Here is a 17,895-nt window from a genome sequence, read left to right as displayed (position 1 = left end):
GCGAGGGCACGCGGAATGGCCTACGAGGCGAGTGTGCGGGCCGCGATGATGTGGCGGTACTCCGAGCCGCTCCGCTTGAGTGTGCGCCGGCCGGACTCGTCCAGGTGCACGAGCCCAGAGCAGCCCTCGGCGCTCTGCACCGCCTCGGCCGTGTCGAGCAGCGAGCAATAGAAGTAGCCCCGCACGTCGACGCCGGCGGCTGCGGCATCCAGCACGGCGCCGAGGTGCGCGCGCAGGAACGCGGTGCGCTCGGCATCGTCCACGACGCCGTCGGGCTCGACGGTGTCGTCGGTGACGGCGCCGTTCTCGGTGACGAACAGCTCGACGCGGGCGGGACCGGTGTACTCGGCCTCGACCTGGACGAGGGTCTCCCGCAGTCCGTCGGGCCGCACCGCCCAGTCGATCGCGGTGAGCGGCGGCCACGGCAGCGGGGGCGACGGCATCCGGGTCGGGTCGCCGGGGGTGGGCGGCGCGCCCGCCGGCTCGCTCGCGGTCGCGCCGAGGTAGTAGTTGACGCCGAGCAGGTCGATCGGCTGCGCGATCTGCTCGAGGTCGCCGGGCTGCACATGCTGCTGCAGACGGATGCCGGCGGCATCCGCGAGGAAGTCCTCCGGGTAGCTGGCGCGGAAGATCGGGTCGAGGCTGGCCCGGTTGAACTGGGCGTCGACACGGCGGGCGGCGTCGAGGTCGCCTGCACTGCGCGGATCGGCCGGCAGTGCCGCGGTCAGGTTCAGCGTCACGCCCAGCCGGATCTCGGAATCCTGCTCGCGCAGCGCCTCGGCGGCCAGGCCGTGGGCGAGCAGCCGGTGGTGTGGCCCGGCCGGGCCCTCGGCGAGGTCGAGCCCGCCGGGCCCCCACGGTTCGCCCAGCGTCAGCCAGACGGGCACCCGGTCGCCGAGCGCCGCGTGCAGGCCGGACGCGTAGTCGGCGAAGCGGTGGGCGGTGTCGCGGTGTGCCCAGCCGCCCCGCTCCGCGAGCGGCTGGGGCAGCTCGCCGCGGTAGAGGGTCAGCCAGGGCGTGATGCCGGCGTTCAGCAGCTCGTCGACCAGCCGCGAGTAGGCGTCTATGTGCCGGGGCTCCGGCGGCCCGCCGCTGGGGCAGACGCGCGCCCACGAGGTGGAGAAGCGGTAGGCCTGCAGGCCGATCTCGCTCATCAGCGCAACGTCGTCGGCCGCGCCGTCGCTCTGCCCGGCGGCGGTCGCCGCGCCGAACAGGAAGTCGGCGGGGAAGTGGCGAGCCGCGCCGGCATCGCCCTGGGGAGCCCGGAGATTGCTCATGCCCTCATTGTTCGCCTGTTCCGGCGATTCGTACACCGCCTGACTCGGATTGAGTGCCCGAGCCGCGCGTGGCTCTGTGCGCTACTCCGCGCCGACGGCGGCGATCACGCGGGAGAGCGTCGTGCGCAGTTCGGCGAGCTCGTCCAGGCTCATGCCGAGGCGGGCGATGATCTGCGGCGGAATCTGCAGCGCCTGCTCGCGCAGGGCCAGGCCGGCATCCGTCAACGACACGTCGAGGGCGCGCTCGTCGTGTGGGTTGCGGGCGCGGGTGACGTAGCCGATGCCCTCCAGCCGCTTGAGCAGGGGGGAGAGAGTCGCCGGCTCCAGCTGCAGCGCCTCGCCGAGGTCGCGCACGGTGCGCGGGCTGGCCTGCCAGAGGGCGAGCATCACGAGGTACTGCGGGTGGGTGAGGCCGAGCGGCTCGAGGATGGGGCGGTAGGCGCCGATCACGCCGCGCGCGGCCACGGCCAGGCCGAAGCAGACCTGACTCTCGAGTGCGAGCAGGTCGACGGGGGCCGTCTCATCCTGAGTCTTCGCCGGTGTGCTGCTCACTCGTGTCGCCTGCCTTCGCATCTCCTGTGTGCCGGTCCCCACGGTTTGGGGACCCGGGAATCAGTTAGTACACTAACCATTATGGCACGAAGCAAAAATGACGGCGCGGGCGGAAAGCTCGCAGGGCTCTTCGATCGACTCAACCGGAAGCTCGTGCCCTACATCGGCCCGCCCCCGCTCGGGCCGTACAACGAGACCCCGCCGGCCGTGCCGGCGCCGCGGCTCTGCCCGCTCTGCGGCATCCCGATGGACGAGCACGAGATCGACCGCTCTGGCGAGCGCACCCAGCTGTACTGCCCGCGCCCCGAGTAGCCGCACCGCGCACGCGCACTCCGCACGCGCACCCCGAGCGCTCTGCGCCACTTCGTCGGCCGTACGCCACATGATGTGGCGCGGAGCCCGACGAAGTGGCGCAGAGCGCGTGCCGTGAGTCGCGGTCGGTGGCTGCGGCGACCGCGACCGCTGCGGCGACCGCGACCGCTGCGGAGACCGCTACCGCTGCGGCGCCCGCTGCCGCTGCGGTGTCCGCTGCCGCTACGGCGCGCGCAGCAGGCCGAGCACCTCCGCGCGCACGGCGTCCAGCCGCTCGCGCAGCACGGTCGCCGCCTCGATCGGCACGTTGGCCCGCGCCGCCTGCGTGCGCAGCTCTGTGCGCATCTCCTGCCGGAACTGGTTCAGCGTCAGCTCGGCGTCGTGCATGGCCCTGGCCGACTCCTGCATCGCCTGCGCGTTCGCGCCCGCTGAGGCCGCGGCCTTCGCCGACTCCGTCTTGCCGGCCTGCTTGGCGCTCCGCGCGGCGCTCGCCAGGTCGGCGCGGAGGCTCCGCATCGCGTCGTTGACGCCGGCCCGCACTTCGTCGGCGATGCGCCGCACCGAGTCGGTCATCGCCTCCTCGATCGAGTCGAGCTCGCCGCGGCGGGCCTCCAGCTCGGCCCGGCCGGCATCCGTGATCGAGTAGGTCGTCTTGCGCCCGTCGGTCTCCTTGCTGACCAGCCCCTCCTCCTCGAGCTTGGCCAGGCGCGGGTAGATCGTGCCGGCGCTCGGGATGTAGCTGCCGCCGAAGCGGTCGCTCAGGGCCTGGATCAGCTCGTAGCCGTGCCGCGGCTGCTCGGCGAGGAGGGCGAGCAGGTACAGTCGCAGGCTGCCGTGGGCGAACACCGGCGGGGTCATGCCGAGGCCTCGCCGTCGTGGGTGACCGTGAAGCCGGAGTCGGAGCCGGGGGTGGAGGCCCCGTGCCGGCGCACGATCGAGATGTTGCCGGAGACCGAGTTCGCCTGCAGGTCGAGCCAGCTGCCGGAGAGCTCGCCGATGACGCGCTCGAAGCCCTTGCCGAGGGTGCCCTTGAAGTTGGTGTCGTCGAGGAAGACGGTGCCGGCGACCGTGTTCACCCGGTAACGCTCGCCGCGGCCGGCGTCCATGCGCACGGTGAGGTCACCCGAGACGGTGTTGGTGTTGACCTCCGCCGGGGTGCCGACGACGTCGAGGATCATGTTGCCGGAGACGCCGTCGGCGCTGAATCGGGTGATCGCGCCGCTGGCGACGACATCGCCGGAGACGGTGTGGACGTCGATGCGCCCGGTGTGGTGACCGACGGAGATCTCGCCGTTGACCGTGTTGACGTCGAGGTCGCCGATCAGGTGGTCGACGACGACGTCGCCGGTCACGGTGCTGAGCTTGGCGTCGGAGACGAAGCCGGAGACGAGCGCGGATGCCGACACGACACCGAGCTTGATGGCGACATCGCGCGGAACGAGCACGCTCACCTCGGCCTTGGCGCTGCCGGTGAACCCCTTGAACACGTCCAGGAAGTTGTCCCAGCGCAGCTGGGGGTGGTCGATCTCGAGGCGGTCGCCGTCGATCTCCACCCTGAGCTCCTTGCCGGTCACCGAGTTGACCTCGACGCGGGCGCCGGGCTCGTCGTGGGCGAGCACGTCGATCTTTCCGCCGATCATGCCGACCTTGAGTTTGCGCACGAGTTCGAGGTCGATGACCTTGCTGTCGCCGGGCTGAATGAGCCACTTCTCGATTGCCATTGCGTTCTCCTTGTGTGGGCGGCGGATGCCGAACCGGTGCAGACGCGATATATCGCGTGTCTCTGAAATTCACGATATATCGCGTTTCCGCGGGCGTCAAGTGAAAGTTGCCGGGAGTTCTTGACATTGACGCAACGTCAACTTCTAGGCTCGAGTCATGCGGAGGCCGCACCGGCATCCGCCCGGGGAACCCGACACGGAAGGGGCGCACATGGACTGGTCGATCCAGGAGATCGCCAAGCTGGCCGGCACGACGAGCCGCACGCTGCGGCACTACGACGTGACCGGGCTGCTGGCGCCGAGCCGCGTCGGTGCCAACGGATACCGCCACTACGACCAGGCCGCGCTGGTGCGACTGCAGCGCATCCTGCTGCTGCGCGAGCTCGGCCTCGGCCTGCCCGCCATCGCCGAGGTGCTCGCCAACGAGCGCGACGAGGGGCAGGCGCTGCGCGGCCACCTGGACTGGCTGCAGCAGGAGCAACACCGGCTGGCGCGGCAGATCGCGTCGGTGCGGCAAACGATTCACACTCTGGAAGAAGGGAAGCAGCTCATGGCTGAGAACATGTTCGACGGCTTCGACAACTCGCAGTACAAAGACGAGGTCGAAGAGCGCTGGGGCAAGGCGGCGTACGCGACAGGCGACGTCTGGTGGAGCTCGATGAGCGAGGCAGAGAAGGGCGACTGGCAGGCGCGGCAGAAGCAACTCGCCGCCGAATGGGCGGATGCCGCGGCGCGCGGCGTCGACCCGGGCAGCGACGAGGCGCAGGCGCTCGCCCTCCGGCACTTCGAGTGGCTGCGGGGGATCCCGGGCACGCCGGGCGGCGGCACGAGCGGCCCGCCCCGCGACTACCTGCTCGGGCTGGCCGAGCTGTATGTGGCCGATGAGCGCTTCGCCGCGAACTACGGCGGCACCGCCGGCGCCGAGTTCGTGCGGGCCGCCCTCACCGTCTTCGCCGACCGCCAGCTCTAGCCGCCCGGTTGAGCCCGGTCGCGCCCACCCGCTGGCTCGAGGGAGCGTGCGACCGAGGCCACCACCCCGTCGGCTCCGGGGGATTGCCCCCGTGACGGTTCCGCGCCGCCCGCGTAACGTTGCACACGACGGACCGCGGCGCCCGCATGGGACGCCGCCACAGAGGAGAACGATCATGCGCACCACAGTTCGAGCAGTCACGGCCGCGGCCGGCATCGCCATTGCGGCGCTGGTCCTGAGCGGATGCTCCCTGCTGCCGGCCCACAAGACGACGGACACCGCGACGCTCACCGACTCGGTCAGCACGATCCACTTCGAGGCGAGCAGCGGCAGCATCTCGGTGCACGGCGTGGCGGGAGCCACCGACATCCGCATCGAGCGCGAGATCAACTACTGGGGCAACAAGCGAGAGTTCGGCGCGACGTACGAGGTCGGCGGCGGCGAGCTGCTGCTGAGCGGGTGCGGCAACCGCTGCAGCATCGACTACACGGTCGAGCTGCCCATCGGCGTCGACGTGAGTGGGGTCACGGAGAACGGGGCCATCGAGTTGGAGGGCGTGAACGACGTCGACGTGGCGACCAGCAACGGCCGCATCTCGCTCGAGGAGGTGGCAGGCAAGGTGGAGGCCTCCACCAGCAACGGGCGGATCGAGGGCAGCGAGCTGAACGGCTCGGGCATCCGGGTCAAGACCTCGAACGGCTCGATCGAGCTGGAACTCGAGAAGGCGCAGAACGTGCGCGCGAACACCTCCAACGGCTCCATCACGGTGCACGTGCCGAGCGGCTCGTTCCAGGTCGAGGCCGAGACGTCGCTCGGCTCCAGGAACATCAACATCCCCACCGATCCGAACGGCGCGTTCCTGCTTGAGCTCGGCACCTCGAACGGCTCCATCACGGTCCAGCCGCTGGACGCCGGCAACTAGCCGCGTCTCCCCGCGGGTCGAGCCTGTCGAGACTCCGTTGGTCGAGTAGCGAGGAACGAGCGTATCGAGACCTCGTGCGTGGCACGGTTTCGGGCTGGATGCTGCACCCTCCGCTGGTCGAGTAGCGAGGAACGAGCGTATCGAGACCTCGGGCGTGGCACGGTTTCGGGTTGGATACCGGGTCTCGATACGGCCCTAGCGGGCCTACTCGACCAGCGGGGAGGGGCGCCCTTCCCGTCTGCGTGCGGGAGCCTGCGGCCGAAGCCAACGCAGCGGGGAGCTGCGGTCGGCCCCACGAAAACTCGGGACCACGGCGCCACTGGCCTCGCAGACGACGTACCGGGCGGCTGGTCCTGAGTCTTTTGTCTGCCGTTCCCGCAGAACCCCGCGGGCACCGGGCACGTGGCCGGTGCCGTGCCACTATGGTCCTGTGAGCCGCCCCGACCAGCCCGACGTGCCGCTCATCCTGCCGCGCCTCGAAGGCGCAGCTCTCAGCCTGCGGGCGTTTCAGAGCGACGACGTCGATGCCATCCGAGACGCCGGCCGCGATCCACTGATCCCGCTGATGACCACGGTGCCCGCAGGCGCCGACGAGGAGCAGGCGCTGGCCTTCATACGACGGCAGCATGATCGGCTGCGCCAACGTGCGGGCTACTCCTTCGCCATCGCGGATGCCGACGACGTGGCCATCGGGCAGATCGGCCTCTGGCTGCGCGACGAGCGCCACGGGCGCGCCAGCATCGGCTACTGGCTCCGTCCCTCAGCGCGCGGACGCGGCCATGCCGCCGCCGCCCTCGCGGTGCTCCGTGACTGGGCGTGCACGCTGCCCCAGCTGAACCGCCTCGAGCTCTACGTCGAACCGTGGAACGAGGCATCCTGGCGCACCGCTGAGCGCGCCGGCTTCGTGCGCGAGGGCCTGATGCGCTCGTGGCAGATCGTGGATGGGACGCCGCGAGACATGTACATGTACTCGCTGCTCACGGCCACGCGGCGCTAGCGGGCTACGCGAAGCTCCGGGTGCCGGTCGGGCACTGCGCGGTAGCCGTCGCGAGCGGCGGTCACCACCGCCGCGATGACGGCCCAGGCGGCGAGGAGTGCGAGTGCGATCATGAGGAGAATCATGACGAGTGGTTCCTTTCTGTGCGTTGGATTCCGGGGGCAGAGCCCCGGATTCCGCTAACCCGCTGCCGGGTCGAGCGCGGGCGCCGCGGCATCCGTGGCCCGCGGCTTGATGGCGAAGAACGGGATGGCCCACTGGCAGAGCGGGCCGACGAGCACGGCGAACGCGGCCGTGCCGAGCCCGACGTTGCCGCCGAGGATCCAGCCGAGCGTGACGACCGTCAGCTCGATGCCGGTGCGCACCTTCCAGATCGCCCAGCCGGTGCGGGCGTTCAGCCCGGTCATCAGCCCGTCACGCGGGCCGGGGCCGAAGTGCGCGCCGATGTACAGCCCGGTCGCGACCGCCAGCACGAGCAGCCCGGCCACGAACAGCAGGATGCGCACCCAGAGGTCGAGCCCGGTCGGGATCAGCGCCAGGCCGATGTCGGCTGCGGGGCCGACGAGGAGGGCGTTCAGCACCGTGCCGATGCCGGGCTTCTGCCGCAACGGGATCCAGACCAACAGCACGACGGCGCTGGTCAGCACCGTGATGAGGCCGAAGCTCAGGCCGGTGTGCTTCGCGATGCCCTGCGTCAGCACGTCCCAGGGGGCGGCGCCGATCTCGCCGCGCACGATGAGCGCGATCCCGATCCCGTAGAGGAACAGACCGACGAGCAGCTGGGCGAAGCGCAGCGGAAGCCGGCCGGTCACGGGGGTCAGGGGTTGAGTCGAAGAAGCCACCTTGCAATCCAATTGCATAAGTGGCCTTCCCTCCAATAGCCAATTCGCCTAAAGTGGCCTCATGGTTACCGCCTTGTCCACCGTGCTCAGCAGCGGCGCGCGCACCCTCAGCGCCCGAGCCCTGGCCCCGCTGCTCGGCGAGTGGCGGGATGCCGGCCCCGCCTACGGCGCGCTCGCCGACCGCATCCGCCTGCTCGTCATCGACGGCCGCATCCCCGTCGAGACCCGGCTGCCCGCCGAGCGCGAGCTCGCCGAGCACCTCGAGCTCAGCCGCACCACCGTCACCGCCGCCTACCGGCAGCTGCGCGAGCTCGGGTTCCTGCAGAGCGTGCGTGGCTCCGGCAGCATCACCTGCCTGAACGGCAGCCCCGGCATGCTCTCCGTTCCCGGCGACGGCGGCTACCTCGACCTCAGCAAGGCGGCCATGCCTGCGCTGCCCTGGCTCACCGACGCGAGCCGCCGCGCCGTCGACGAGCTGCCGCGCCACCTCGGCGACGCAGGCTACGACCCCGTCGGCATCCCCGAGCTGCGCGCCGCCATCGCCGAGCGCTACTCCGCACGCGGGCTGCCCACCCGGCCAGAGCAGATCATGGTCACGATCGGCGCCCAGCACGCCATCGCCCTGCTCTCCCGGGCGCTCATCGGCCGCGGCGACCGCGCCCTGATCGAGCAGCCGACCTACCCGCACGCCTACGAGGCGCTGCGGGCGGCCGGCGCGCGGCTGGTGCCGGTGAGCGCCACGCCGCATTCTCCGAGACCGGATGCCGGCGAGCGCGGCGTCGAGACCGCCGGCTTCGAGCAGGCGATCCGGCAGTCCAACCCCGCCATGGGCTACCTCATGCCCGACTTCCACAACCCGACCGGGCGCTCCCTCGACGCCGTCCAGCGGGAGCGGATCCTGGCCGCCGCCGCCAAGCAGGGCACCGTCATCGTGGCCGATGAGACCACGGCCGAACTCGACATCGACCGGCCGGACGCCGCGCTGCCGATGGCCGCCTACGGCGACGCCGTGCTCGTCGGCTCGCTCGGCAAGACGGTGTGGGGCGGCATCCGCATCGGCTGGATCCGCGCCGAGAAGCCGCTGATCCGCAAGCTCATCGGGCTGCGCGCGCCGGGCGACCTGGGCACCCCGATCCTGGAGCAGCTCATCGCGACCGAGCTGCTGCCGGACATGCCGCGCATCCTCGCGTTGCGCAGCGCCCAGCTCCGCGCGGGACGCGACCACCTCGAGCAGCTGCTCGCCGAGCGGTTCCCGCAGTGGACCGTGCCGCACGTGCACGGCGGCCTGGCCACCTGGGTCAACCTCGGCTCCCCGGTCAGCTCGCAGCTCGCCCTCGCCGCCCGCAACCACGGGCTGCTCATCGCCGCCGGGCCGCGCTTCGGCATCGACGGTGCGTTCGAGCGCTTCCTCCGGCTGCCGATCAGCTACTCGGCGGAGGAGACGACGCGGGCCGTCGACGCGCTCGGCCTCGCCTGGGGCTCGCTGCTGCGGCATCCGGTGCCGGATGCCGGCTACCTCGCCGACGTCGTCTAACGCGCGAAAGCCCCGGCCGAACAACACCATCCAGCGGATGACGCCGCGCCTGCCGCGCCCTGCAAGAATGGCGCAATGCACCTTCTCGCTGCGCTCTCCATGAAGAACCGCGCGCTGATCGCACTGACCACGGTGGTCGTGATGATCTTCGGCGGTCTCGCCCTCACCAGCCTCAAGCAGGAGCTCGCGCCGTCGATCGCCTTCCCGCAGCTGGCGATCATGACGACGTACCCCGGCGCATCGCCCGACGTGGTGAACACCGACGTGTCCACGCCGATCGAGACCGCGATTCAGGGGGTCACCGGCCTGGAGTCCACGTCGACCACCAGCGAGACGGGCGTCTCCATCGTCAGCGCCTCCTTCACCTACGGCACCGACATGGCCTTCGCCGAGCAGAAGTTGCTCAGCGCGATCAACCGCATCTCCAGCCAGCTGCCCTCCGGCGCCGAGCCGCAGGTGCTCGCGCTCAGCCTCGACGACTTCCCCGTCATCCAGGTGGCCGTCACCGGCTCGGATGACGTCAGCGCCCTCTCCGACGAGATCTCCCGCACCACCCTGGGCGAGCTGCAGGACATCGACGGCGTGCGCGAGGCGAGCATCGTCGGCAAGGTCGGCCAGCGGGTCACCATCACGCCGAACCCGGCCGAGCTCACCGCCCGCGGCATCTCGGTCACCGCCATCACCGACGCCCTCTCGCAGAACGGCGTGCTGCTGCCCGGCGGCACCATCACCGAGGACGACAAGACCTTCTCCGTGCAGACCGGCACGCGCATCACGACCCTCGACGAGCTCGCCGCGCTGCCCGTGCTGGGCGCGACCCAGGCCGCCCCGGTCGACGCCGATGCGTTCCCGGATGCCGGCAGCGGCGCGCTCGGCGGCGACGCAGGAGCGCAGGCGCAGGCGCAGGCCCAGACCCAGACGCAGGCTCAGGCCGCCGCCCAGGCCGCGCGCACCCCGCTGCCCACGACGATCGCCGACGTGGCGTCCGTCGCCCTCGAGGACAACCCGGCCACGAGCATCTCCCGCGTCGACGGCCAGCCGGCGCTGACCATCGCGATCACCAAGCTCCCCGCGGCCAACACCGTCGACGTGTCCAACGCCGTGCGCGACCTGCTGCCGTCGCTGCAGAGCTCGCTGGACACCACGAACCCCGGAGCCACCTTCACGGTCGTCTTCGACCAGGCGCCGTTCATCGAGCAGTCGATCGAGTCGCTCGCCGTCGAGGGCGCGCTCGGCCTCGTCTTCGCCGTGCTCGTCATCCTGCTGTTCCTGCTCTCGGTGCGGGCCACCTTGGTCACCGCGATCTCCATCCCGACCTCGGTGATGATCACCTTCATCGGGCTGCAGGCCGCCGACTACACCCTCAACATCCTCACCCTCGGCGCGCTCACCATCGCGATCGGGCGCGTCGTCGACGACTCCATCGTTGTCATCGAGAACATCAAGCGGCACCTCGTCGCCGGGCCGGACAAGGCCACGACCATCGTCAGGGCCGTCAAGGAGGTGGCCGGCGCCATCACCGCGTCGACCATCACCACGGTGGCCGTGTTCGTGCCGATCGCGCTCGTCGAGGGCGTCACCGGCGAGCTGTTCCGGCCGTTCTCGCTCACCGTGACGATCGCGCTGCTCGCCTCCCTGCTCGTCTCCCTCACCATCGTGCCGGTGCTCGCCTACTGGCTGCTCAAGCCCTCCGAGGCGCACAAGCACGCGGGCACCTCGACCGAGGCGCTTGCCGAGGAGACCGGCATCGACGAGCTGGAGCACCCCTCCCGCCTGCAGAAGGGCTACCTGCCCATCATTCGCTGGACCCTGAACCACGGCGTCGCCACCCTGCTGGTGGCCGTGCTCATCCTCGGTGGCACCATCGCGATGCTGCCGCTGATGAAGACGAACTTCCTCGGCGACTCCGGCCAGAACACCTTCCAGGTCAGCCAGGAGCTGCCCGTCGGCACCAGCCTGGCCGCGCTCGACTCCGCCTCGACCGAGGTCGAGCAGGTTCTGCGCGACACCGACGGCGTCGAGATCGTGCAGACCTCGATCGGCGGCGGCACCGGGCTGCGGGCCGTCTTCGGCGGCGGCAGCTCCACCATCACCTACTCGATCACCACCGCCGACGGCGCAGACAACGCGGCGATCCAGGCCGAGGTGCGCACCGAGCTCGACAAGCTGACGAATGTCGGCGACGTGACCATCGCCGCCTCCAGCGGCTTCGGCGCCTCCAGCGACATCGAGGTCGACATCACCGCCTCCAACGCGGCCGACCTCCAGCAGGCGACGGACACCATCGAGTCCGCGCTCAGCAAGCTGGACGCCGTCTCGCAGACCAGCACCAACCTCTCCGAGTCGCGCACCTACATCGCGGTGCAGGTCAACCGCGACGAGGCGGCCGCGGCCGGCTACAGCGAGGTTGCGCTCGGCAGCGTGGTGTCCCAGGCGATGCAGCCGCGCCAGGCCGGCTCGATCGTGATCGACGAGAACACGCTCACCATCTACATCGCCTCGGCGAACCCACCGAGCACGATCGAGGCGCTGGCCGCGCTCGAGATCCCGACGGTGACCGGGCCGGTGCGCCTGGACTCGCTGGCGAGCGTCGCCCAGGCCGAGGGGCCGGCATCCATCACCACCGTGCGGGGACTGCGCAGCGCGACCGTCACCGCCACCCCGAACAGCGACGACCTCGGCACCGCCAGCGCCGAGGTCTCCCAGGCTGTCGACGCGGCCGACATCCCGGCCGGCACGACGGCGTCGATCGGCGGAGTCACGGCCGACCAGGCCGACGCCTTCTCGCAGCTCGGCCTGGCGCTGCTCGTGGCGATCCTGATCGTCTACATCGTCATGGTGGCGACGTTCCGCTCGCTGCTGCAGCCGCTGCTGCTGCTCGTGTCCGTGCCGTTCGCGGCGACCGGCGCGATCGCGCTGCAGGTGATCTCCGGTGTGCCGCTCGGTGTCGCCTCGCTGATCGGCGTGCTCATGCTGATCGGCATCGTCGTGACCAACGCCATCGTGCTCGTCGACCTCGTGAACCAGTACCGCGACCGGGGCATGCGTGTGCGCGACGCCCTCGAGCACGGCGCCTCCCGGCGTCTGCGCCCGATCCTGATGACCGCGCTGGCCACGATCTTCGCGCTGCTGCCGATGGCGCTCGGCATCACCGGCCACGGCGGCTTCATCTCGCAGCCGCTCGCGATCGTCGTCATCGGCGGCCTCGTCTCGTCGACCCTGCTGACGCTCGTGGTGCTGCCCGTGCTCTACTCGCTCGTCGAGGGCGGGCGCGAGAGGCGCAAGCTGCGCAAGGCCGAGGCGGATGCCGCGGCCGGAGGCCCCGCCGCCGAGCCGGAGCCGGTCCCCGCCGCCTAGCCCGCGCCGCGCCGCTCCCCGGGCACCCGCCCGCGGCAGCGGGTGACCGGGCAGGCGCCGGCAGCGATACTGGAGGGATGACGCACGACTTCGACAAGGCGTACTGGGAGCAGAAGCACCAGGACGAGAGCCACGCCAGCGAGTCGACCGGCACCGGCGAGACGCCGCCGCATCCCTACCTCGCCACGGAGATTGCCGGTCTGACCCCCGGCACGGCGCTGGACGCCGGGTGCGGCACCGGCGCCGAGGCGGTCTGGCTGGCCGCCAACGGCTGGCAGGTCACCGGCGCCGATATCTCGGACACGGCGCTCGCCCGGGCGACGGCGCGGGCGGATGCCGCGGGCTTCACCGACGCGTTGGACTGGGTCCTGGCCGACCTCACCGCGTGGGAGCCCGAGCGGACGTTCGAGCTGGTCACCAGCAGCTACGCCCACCCGAACATCCCGCAGCTCGACTTCTACGAGCACATCGCCCGCTGGGTCGCGCCCGGCGGCACGCTGTTGATCATTGGGCACCTGCACGACGACGCCGCGGGCCACGGGCACGGCCACGGCACTGAGCCCGCCGCCCACGAGCACGGCGGCCACGGCGAGAACCCGCCAGCCGAGGCGACGGTCACCCTCGCCGACATCCGTCAGCGCCTGGCATCCGCCGGCTGGATCATCGAAACGGCCGAGGAGCACGACCGCACGCTGACGAGCCCGGGCGGCCGGGCGGTCTCGCTGCGCGATGTCGTGGTGCGCGCCCGCCGCGCCTAAACACTCGCGCGGCATCCGCTGCGAGGCAATACTGGGAGCATGACGCTCGCACGCAGCACCAAGCTCACCGTTGTCGGAGCCGGCAGTGTCGGCTCCTCGCTGGCCTACGCGGCCCTCATCCGCGGCTCGGCCCGCGAGGTCGTGCTCTACGACATCGCCACCGCTCGCGTCGAAGCCGAGGTGCTCGACCTCGCGCACGGCACGCCGTTCACGGGCGCCTCCCGTATCACAGGGGGAAGCGACATCGAGGTGACCGCCGAGTCGGATGTCGTCGTCATCACCGCCGGCGCCAAGCAGCGGCCGGGGCAGACCCGGCTGGAGCTGGCCGGCGTCAACGTGGGGATCCTCGAGCAGATGATGCCGCGGCTGGCCGAGCTCTCGCCGAACGCGGTGTTCGTGCTGGTGACCAACCCGTGCGACGTGCTGACCGCCGTCGCCGAGCGCATCACGGACCTGCCGCCGGGGCGCATCTTCAGCTCGGGCACCGTGCTCGACTCCGCCCGGCTGCGCTGGCTCGTGGCCGAGTCGGCGGGCGTCGCCCCGCAGAGCGTGCACGCGCTGATCGTCGGCGAGCACGGTGACACCGAGTTCCCGCTGTGGTCCACGGCGACCATCGGACAGACCCCGCTGAGCGAATGGACGGATGCCGCTGGCGCCCTGCTGTTCCCGCGCGAGCGGCTCGAGATGCTCACCCACGACGTCGTCAACGCCGCGTACAAGATCATCGAGGGCAAGGGGGCGACGAACTACGCGATCGGCCTCTCCGGCGCCCGCATCGTGGAGGCCGTGCTCAAGGACGAGCGCCGAATCCTCCCCGTCTCCAGCGTGCTGCACGGCTTCCGGGGCATCGACGGCGTCGCCCTCAGCCTGCCGTCCATCGTCGGGGCGGGCGGCGTGCACCGTGTGCTCGACATGCCGCTCGACGCCCGCGAGGAGCAGCTGCTGCAGAACTCGGCGGAGGCCCTGCGCGCGTCCATCGCGCTCTTCTCCTAGGCTGCTGGAATGGCCACCCCCGACTTCGTGCTCACCCTCCGCGAGAAGATCGGCACCGCGCCACTCTGGTTGAGCGGGGCGACCGCCGTCGTGCTCCGCGGCGAAGCCGCATCCGGCAGCCAGCAGGTGCTGCTGGTGCGCCGCGCCGACAACGGCGCCTGGACGCCGGTGACCGGCATCATCGACCCCGCGGAGGAGCCGGCGGATGCCGCGGCGCGCGAGGTGCTCGAAGAGGCGGGCGTCGTCGCCGCGGTGGAGCGGCTCGCCTGGGTGCAGGCGCTGCCCGAGCGCGCCTACACGAACGGCGACCGGGCGGCCTACCTGGACCTGGTGTTCCGCTGCCGCTGGGTGAGCGGCGAGCCGCACCCCGCCGACGGCGAGAACACCGAGGCGGCCTGGTTCGCGCTCGACGCGCTGCCGGAGATGTCGGCGAACATGCGGCAGCGCATCGCCGAGGCACTGCAGCCCGACGGCCCCACCCGATTCAACCGCAGCTGACCCGGCCGACAGGTGGACCCGATGCGCATCCTGATCCTGGGCGGCACCGCCTGGCTCGGCCGCGAGATCGCCGGGCAGGCCCTGGCGCGCGGGCACGCGGTGGCGTGCCTGGCCCGCGGCGAATCCGGCGCGGTGCCCGATGGCGCGGAGCTGATCGTGGCCGATCGCGCGCTCCCCGGCGCATACGGAGCCGTTGCGGCCCGGCCGTGGGACGCCGTGGTCGAGCTCTCCTGGCAGCCCGGGTTCGTACGCTCAGCCCTCGCCGCGCTGGGCGGGCAGGCCACCCACTGGACGCTCATCTCCTCGACCAGCGTCTACTCCTCGTCCGCCGAGCCCGACGCGGACGAGTCGGCCGAGCCGCTGGCAGCGCTCCACGGGGATTGCGCCACGCGGGCCGAGTACGGCGAGGCCAAAGCGGCGGCGGAACTCGCCTCCCGCGCCGCGCTGGAGGACCGCCTGCACATCGTGCGGCCGGGGGTGATCGGCGGGCCCGGCGACGAGACCGGGCGCAGCGGCGCCTGGGCGGCCCGTGCCGCACGGGCGCCCGACGAGCCGATGCTCGTCGCCGCAGAGTCCTCACTGCCGACCCAGGTCGTCGACGTGCGCGACCTCGCCGCCTTCCTCCTCGACGCGGCGGAGCGCGGGAGCGCCGGGACCGTCAACGCTGTGGGCCCGGTCGTGCCGCTGGGGGAGTGGGTCGACCTCAGCCGTCGGGCCGGCGGGCACCGCGCCGGCACGGTCGCGGCGTCATCCGCGTGGCTCCGCGCGCAGGGCGTCGAGCAGTTCATGGGCGAGGAATCGCTGGCGCTCTGGCTGGCCGACCCCGACTTCGTCGGCTTCTCCGCCCGCTCCGGCCAAGCGGCCGTCGCCGCCGGGCTCCGCCACCGCCCCCGCGCCGAGATGCTGGCCGACGTGCTGCGCTGGGAGCGCGAGCAGGGGCTCGGCCGCCCGCGCCGGGCCGGGCTGAGTGCCGCGCGCGAAACCGAGCTGCTGCGCCTGCTCGCCGCCGAACGCTGAGGTCCCACGCTTCCCGCGCCGTATCGACTACGCGAAAAGTGCGCCACGATGCGGGCCTTGGCGCACTTTTCGCGTAGTCGATTCCCGTATCCCTCCGCCCGCGCGCCGGGCCGGCCCGCCGTCTGGCCGCACAGACAGCGCGCCGCGCGGATGCCTGTCGCGCCGGCATCCGAATTGCTAGCGTCGAGGCTGTGACGACGTTGACACCGCACCCCGACCACCAGCCCGTTCTGCCGCACGACCCGCTCTGGCCGCGCCTCGGCGGCTGGCCGGCGCCGGAGGCGCTCATGCCCGGCGCGCACATCGACCTGGCGATCGTCGGGCTGCCGGCCTGGCGCACCTCGCTGTCCACCACGAACGCGGGGGAGACGCCCGACGCGATCCGCGCCGTGCTGCCGCGCTACTCCGACGCGCTCATCGCCGACCGGGGCGTGCGCGGGGAGCCCCGCAGCATCGCCGACCTCACGATCGTCGACCTGGGCAACGTGCACGAGCCGGACGGCCCGGCGGGGGAGAAGCGCGCGCTGGCCGCGCTCGCCCGGGCCGCCGGGCTGGCCGACATGGTGGTCGCCCTCGGCGGCGACAACTCCGTGACTGTCTCCGCTGCGCTCGGCGTCTGGGGTGAGCAGCTGCCGAGCGCCGGGCTCATCACGCTGGACGCCCACTACGACCTGCGCGACGGCGTGAACAACGGCTCGCCCGTGCGGCGGCTGGTGGAGGCGGGCCTGGCCGGCACCCGGATCGTGCAGATCGGCATCGCCGACTTCGCGAACTCGCGCCGCTACGCCGAGCGGGCCCGCGACTACGGCATCACCGTCGTGCACCGCGACGAGTTGCACCGCCGCCCGATGGCCGACGTCATGGCCGAGGCGCTCGACATCGCCGGCGCGGCCGGCGGCCCCGTGCACGTCGACCTGGACGTGGACGTCTGCGACCGCTCCGTGGCGCCGGGCTGCCCGGCCTCCGTGCCCGGCGGCATCTCGGCCTACGAGCTGCGCCAGGCGGCCCGCGCGGCCGGCGCCGACGCCCGGGTGCGTTCCGTCGACATCGCCGAGGTCGACGCGACGGCGGATGCCGCGGACGGCCGCACCGTGCGCCTGGCCGCGCTCTGCGTGCTCGAGGTCGCAGCCGGGCTCGCCTTGCGCTGAGGCGGTCTCAGCCGCCCGTGGGCGTGAGCCGCTCGCGCAGGAACGCGACGACTCGCTCTCGGGCGAGCAGCGCCGGGTGGCCCGGCGTCTCGCGCAGCTCGGTGGTGAGCACCGAGTGCGCGCTGCTCGGGAACCCCGTGGGGTTGCCCGGCGAGGAGTCGAGGGTGATCACCTCGAAGGCGTCGCCAAGGCGCTGCTTCAGCGTGCGGAATCGGGCGCCCCGCGAGACGGCGTCGTTGCTGAAGCGCAGGCCCAGGGCGCAGAGCTCGCCGGATGCCGCGCGCTCGGCCACCCGGTCGAACTCGGCCGCGCTCATCCCCGGGTCGGCGCGCCGCCGAGCTCCGATGGGGAATGGCACAGACGGCTGGCTGGCGACCGCGGCCAGCACGGTGTCGTCGACGGCGGCGGCCAGCGCGAAGCCCCCGCTGAAGCACATGCCGATCACGCCGACCCCGCTGCCCGGGGTCCGGGCCGCGAGCTCGGCCGCCACCGCGCGCAGGTAGCCCGTGATCGGGCGCTGGGCGTTCACCGCGAAGGCGCGGAACTCGGCAGAGACGCACAGCCGCGCCGCGATCGGAAGCACGGTGCCCGTCGTCGCGGCCCGGCCCGGCTCGCCGAACGGCGACGGCACGACGACCGTGAAACCCTCGCCGACGAGGTGCTCGGCCAGGCCCAGCACCTCGGGGGTGATGCCGGGAATCTCGGGGATCAGCACGACGCCAGGGCCGACGCCCTTCTCGAAGCAGTCGTGGCTGAGGCCGGCGCCCGAGAACGGGCGTTTCACCCAGCCGTCGAGCGTGGCGGTCGGTGCATGCTGTGACGTCATCGGGCTCCTCGGCGGGACGGGACGTGCGGGGCAGGGCGGCAGCGGCCGGCTGCGCCGCTCCGACACAGTCTGGCCCGTCCCGGCCTGTCGAGCGACGAGTGGCGCGGTGTCGGCAGAAAAAACAGGAGCAGACGGGAGCGGCGCGGATATGCGGCCCCGCTCCGCTCTCCT

At 72.0% G+C, this 17,895-nt stretch carries 18 protein-coding genes; 11 read left to right on the top strand and 7 right to left on the bottom strand.

Going from position 1 to position 17,895, the window contains the following annotated elements; translation table 11 throughout:
* Nucleotides 1-20 precede the first annotated feature (20 nt).
* Nucleotides 21-1,277 (bottom strand): glycoside hydrolase family 1 protein, encoded by a 1,257-nt coding sequence (locus GY24_RS07995; protein ID WP_104475167.1) that lies wholly within the window; start codon nucleotides 1,275-1,277, stop codon nucleotides 21-23.
* 81 nt (nucleotides 1,278-1,358) lie between these two features.
* Nucleotides 1,359-1,829, bottom strand: coding sequence for a MarR family winged helix-turn-helix transcriptional regulator (locus tag GY24_RS07990; protein WP_233279264.1), 471 nt, complete (start codon nucleotides 1,827-1,829; stop codon nucleotides 1,359-1,361).
* Between the two features lie 81 nt (nucleotides 1,830-1,910).
* Here GY24_RS07990 and GY24_RS07985 point away from each other — a divergent pair, with 81 nt between their 5' ends.
* Nucleotides 1,911-2,141, top strand: coding sequence for a hypothetical protein (locus GY24_RS07985; RefSeq protein WP_083362836.1), 231 nt, complete (start codon nucleotides 1,911-1,913; stop codon nucleotides 2,139-2,141).
* Between the two features lie 222 nt (nucleotides 2,142-2,363).
* Here GY24_RS07985 and GY24_RS07980 read toward each other — a convergent pair whose 3' ends face one another.
* Together GY24_RS07980 and GY24_RS07975 are read right to left on the bottom strand one after the other, a co-directional pair.
* On the bottom strand, nucleotides 2,364-2,999 hold the full coding sequence (locus tag GY24_RS07980) for a PadR family transcriptional regulator (protein ID WP_083362837.1): 636 nt from the start codon (nucleotides 2,997-2,999) through the stop codon (nucleotides 2,364-2,366).
* The gene (locus GY24_RS07975; RefSeq protein WP_104475156.1) at nucleotides 2,996-3,862 is read right to left on the bottom strand and encodes a DUF4097 family beta strand repeat-containing protein; all 867 of its coding nucleotides are present in this window, start codon (nucleotides 3,860-3,862) and stop codon (nucleotides 2,996-2,998) included. Before GY24_RS07975 ends, GY24_RS07980 begins: the two co-directional genes overlap by 4 nt.
* A 211-nt stretch (nucleotides 3,863-4,073) precedes the next feature.
* Here GY24_RS07975 and GY24_RS07970 point away from each other — a divergent pair, with 211 nt between their 5' ends.
* The 3 genes from GY24_RS07970 (at nucleotide 4,074) to GY24_RS07960 (ending at nucleotide 6,751) form a co-directional block, all read left to right on the top strand.
* Complete coding sequence (locus tag GY24_RS07970; RefSeq protein ID WP_104475155.1) at nucleotides 4,074-4,832, top strand: MerR family transcriptional regulator; 759 nt, start codon at nucleotides 4,074-4,076, stop codon at nucleotides 4,830-4,832.
* A gap of 175 nt (nucleotides 4,833-5,007) precedes the next feature.
* On the top strand, nucleotides 5,008-5,754 hold the full coding sequence (locus GY24_RS07965) for a DUF4097 family beta strand repeat-containing protein (protein ID WP_161498708.1): 747 nt from the start codon (nucleotides 5,008-5,010) through the stop codon (nucleotides 5,752-5,754).
* A gap of 430 nt (nucleotides 5,755-6,184) precedes the next feature.
* On the top strand, nucleotides 6,185-6,751 hold the full coding sequence (locus GY24_RS07960; protein WP_233279263.1) for a GNAT family N-acetyltransferase: 567 nt from the start codon (nucleotides 6,185-6,187) through the stop codon (nucleotides 6,749-6,751).
* Here GY24_RS07960 and GY24_RS18165 read toward each other — a convergent pair.
* Nucleotides 6,748-6,876 carry a hypothetical protein gene (locus tag GY24_RS18165; RefSeq protein ID WP_267892608.1) on the bottom strand — a complete coding sequence of 43 codons (129 nt, stop codon included), beginning with the start codon at nucleotides 6,874-6,876 and terminating at the stop codon, nucleotides 6,748-6,750. The genes GY24_RS07960 and GY24_RS18165 overlap by 4 nt on opposite strands.
* A gap of 54 nt (nucleotides 6,877-6,930) precedes the next feature.
* Nucleotides 6,931-7,593 (bottom strand): membrane protein YczE, encoded by a 663-nt coding sequence (gene yczE, locus GY24_RS07955; protein WP_202972928.1) that lies wholly within the window; start codon nucleotides 7,591-7,593, stop codon nucleotides 6,931-6,933.
* 61 nt (nucleotides 7,594-7,654) lie between these two features.
* Here yczE and yczR point away from each other — a divergent pair, with 61 nt between their 5' ends.
* The 7 genes from yczR to GY24_RS07920 all read left to right on the top strand — a co-directional run bounded on the left by yczR (nucleotide 7,655) and on the right by GY24_RS07920 (nucleotide 16,898).
* Nucleotides 7,655-9,127, top strand: a complete 1,473-nt coding sequence (gene yczR, locus GY24_RS07950; protein WP_104475152.1) for a MocR-like transcription factor YczR — start codon at nucleotides 7,655-7,657, stop codon at nucleotides 9,125-9,127.
* Nucleotides 9,128-9,202: 75 nt separating this feature from the next.
* Entirely contained in the window at nucleotides 9,203-12,484 is a 3,282-nt protein-coding gene (locus tag GY24_RS07945; RefSeq protein WP_104475151.1) for an efflux RND transporter permease subunit, read from the top strand.
* A 77-nt stretch (nucleotides 12,485-12,561) separates the two neighbouring features.
* Nucleotides 12,562-13,242 (top strand): class I SAM-dependent methyltransferase, encoded by a 681-nt coding sequence (locus tag GY24_RS07940; RefSeq protein ID WP_104475150.1) that lies wholly within the window; start codon nucleotides 12,562-12,564, stop codon nucleotides 13,240-13,242.
* 39 nt (nucleotides 13,243-13,281) lie between these two features.
* Nucleotides 13,282-14,235 carry an L-lactate dehydrogenase gene (locus GY24_RS07935; RefSeq protein ID WP_104475149.1) on the top strand — a complete coding sequence of 318 codons (954 nt, stop codon included), beginning with the start codon at nucleotides 13,282-13,284 and terminating at the stop codon, nucleotides 14,233-14,235.
* A gap of 9 nt (nucleotides 14,236-14,244) precedes the next feature.
* A complete protein-coding gene (locus tag GY24_RS07930; protein WP_104475148.1) occupies nucleotides 14,245-14,733 on the top strand; it encodes an NUDIX hydrolase in 489 nt (162 codons plus the stop codon).
* Between the two features lie 21 nt (nucleotides 14,734-14,754).
* The gene (locus GY24_RS07925) at nucleotides 14,755-15,750 is read left to right on the top strand and encodes an NAD-dependent epimerase/dehydratase family protein (RefSeq protein WP_104475165.1); all 996 of its coding nucleotides are present in this window, start codon (nucleotides 14,755-14,757) and stop codon (nucleotides 15,748-15,750) included.
* 287 nt (nucleotides 15,751-16,037) lie between these two features.
* On the top strand, nucleotides 16,038-16,898 hold the full coding sequence (locus tag GY24_RS07920; protein ID WP_104475164.1) for an arginase family protein: 861 nt from the start codon (nucleotides 16,038-16,040) through the stop codon (nucleotides 16,896-16,898).
* Nucleotides 16,899-16,905: 7 nt separating this feature from the next.
* On the opposite strand, the gene GY24_RS07915 is transcribed toward GY24_RS07920, so the two are convergent.
* The gene (locus tag GY24_RS07915; RefSeq protein WP_104475147.1) at nucleotides 16,906-17,724 is read right to left on the bottom strand and encodes a dienelactone hydrolase family protein; all 819 of its coding nucleotides are present in this window, start codon (nucleotides 17,722-17,724) and stop codon (nucleotides 16,906-16,908) included.
* Between the last annotated feature and the right edge of the window lie 171 nt (nucleotides 17,725-17,895).

The organism is Microterricola pindariensis (assembly GCF_002936985.1).
In the GTDB taxonomy this organism is placed as follows: Bacteria; Actinomycetota; Actinomycetes; order Actinomycetales; family Microbacteriaceae; genus Microterricola; species Microterricola pindariensis.
The sequence above is the reverse complement of the archived record's forward strand: the minus strand, read 5'-3'. Positions and strand labels throughout refer to the sequence as shown.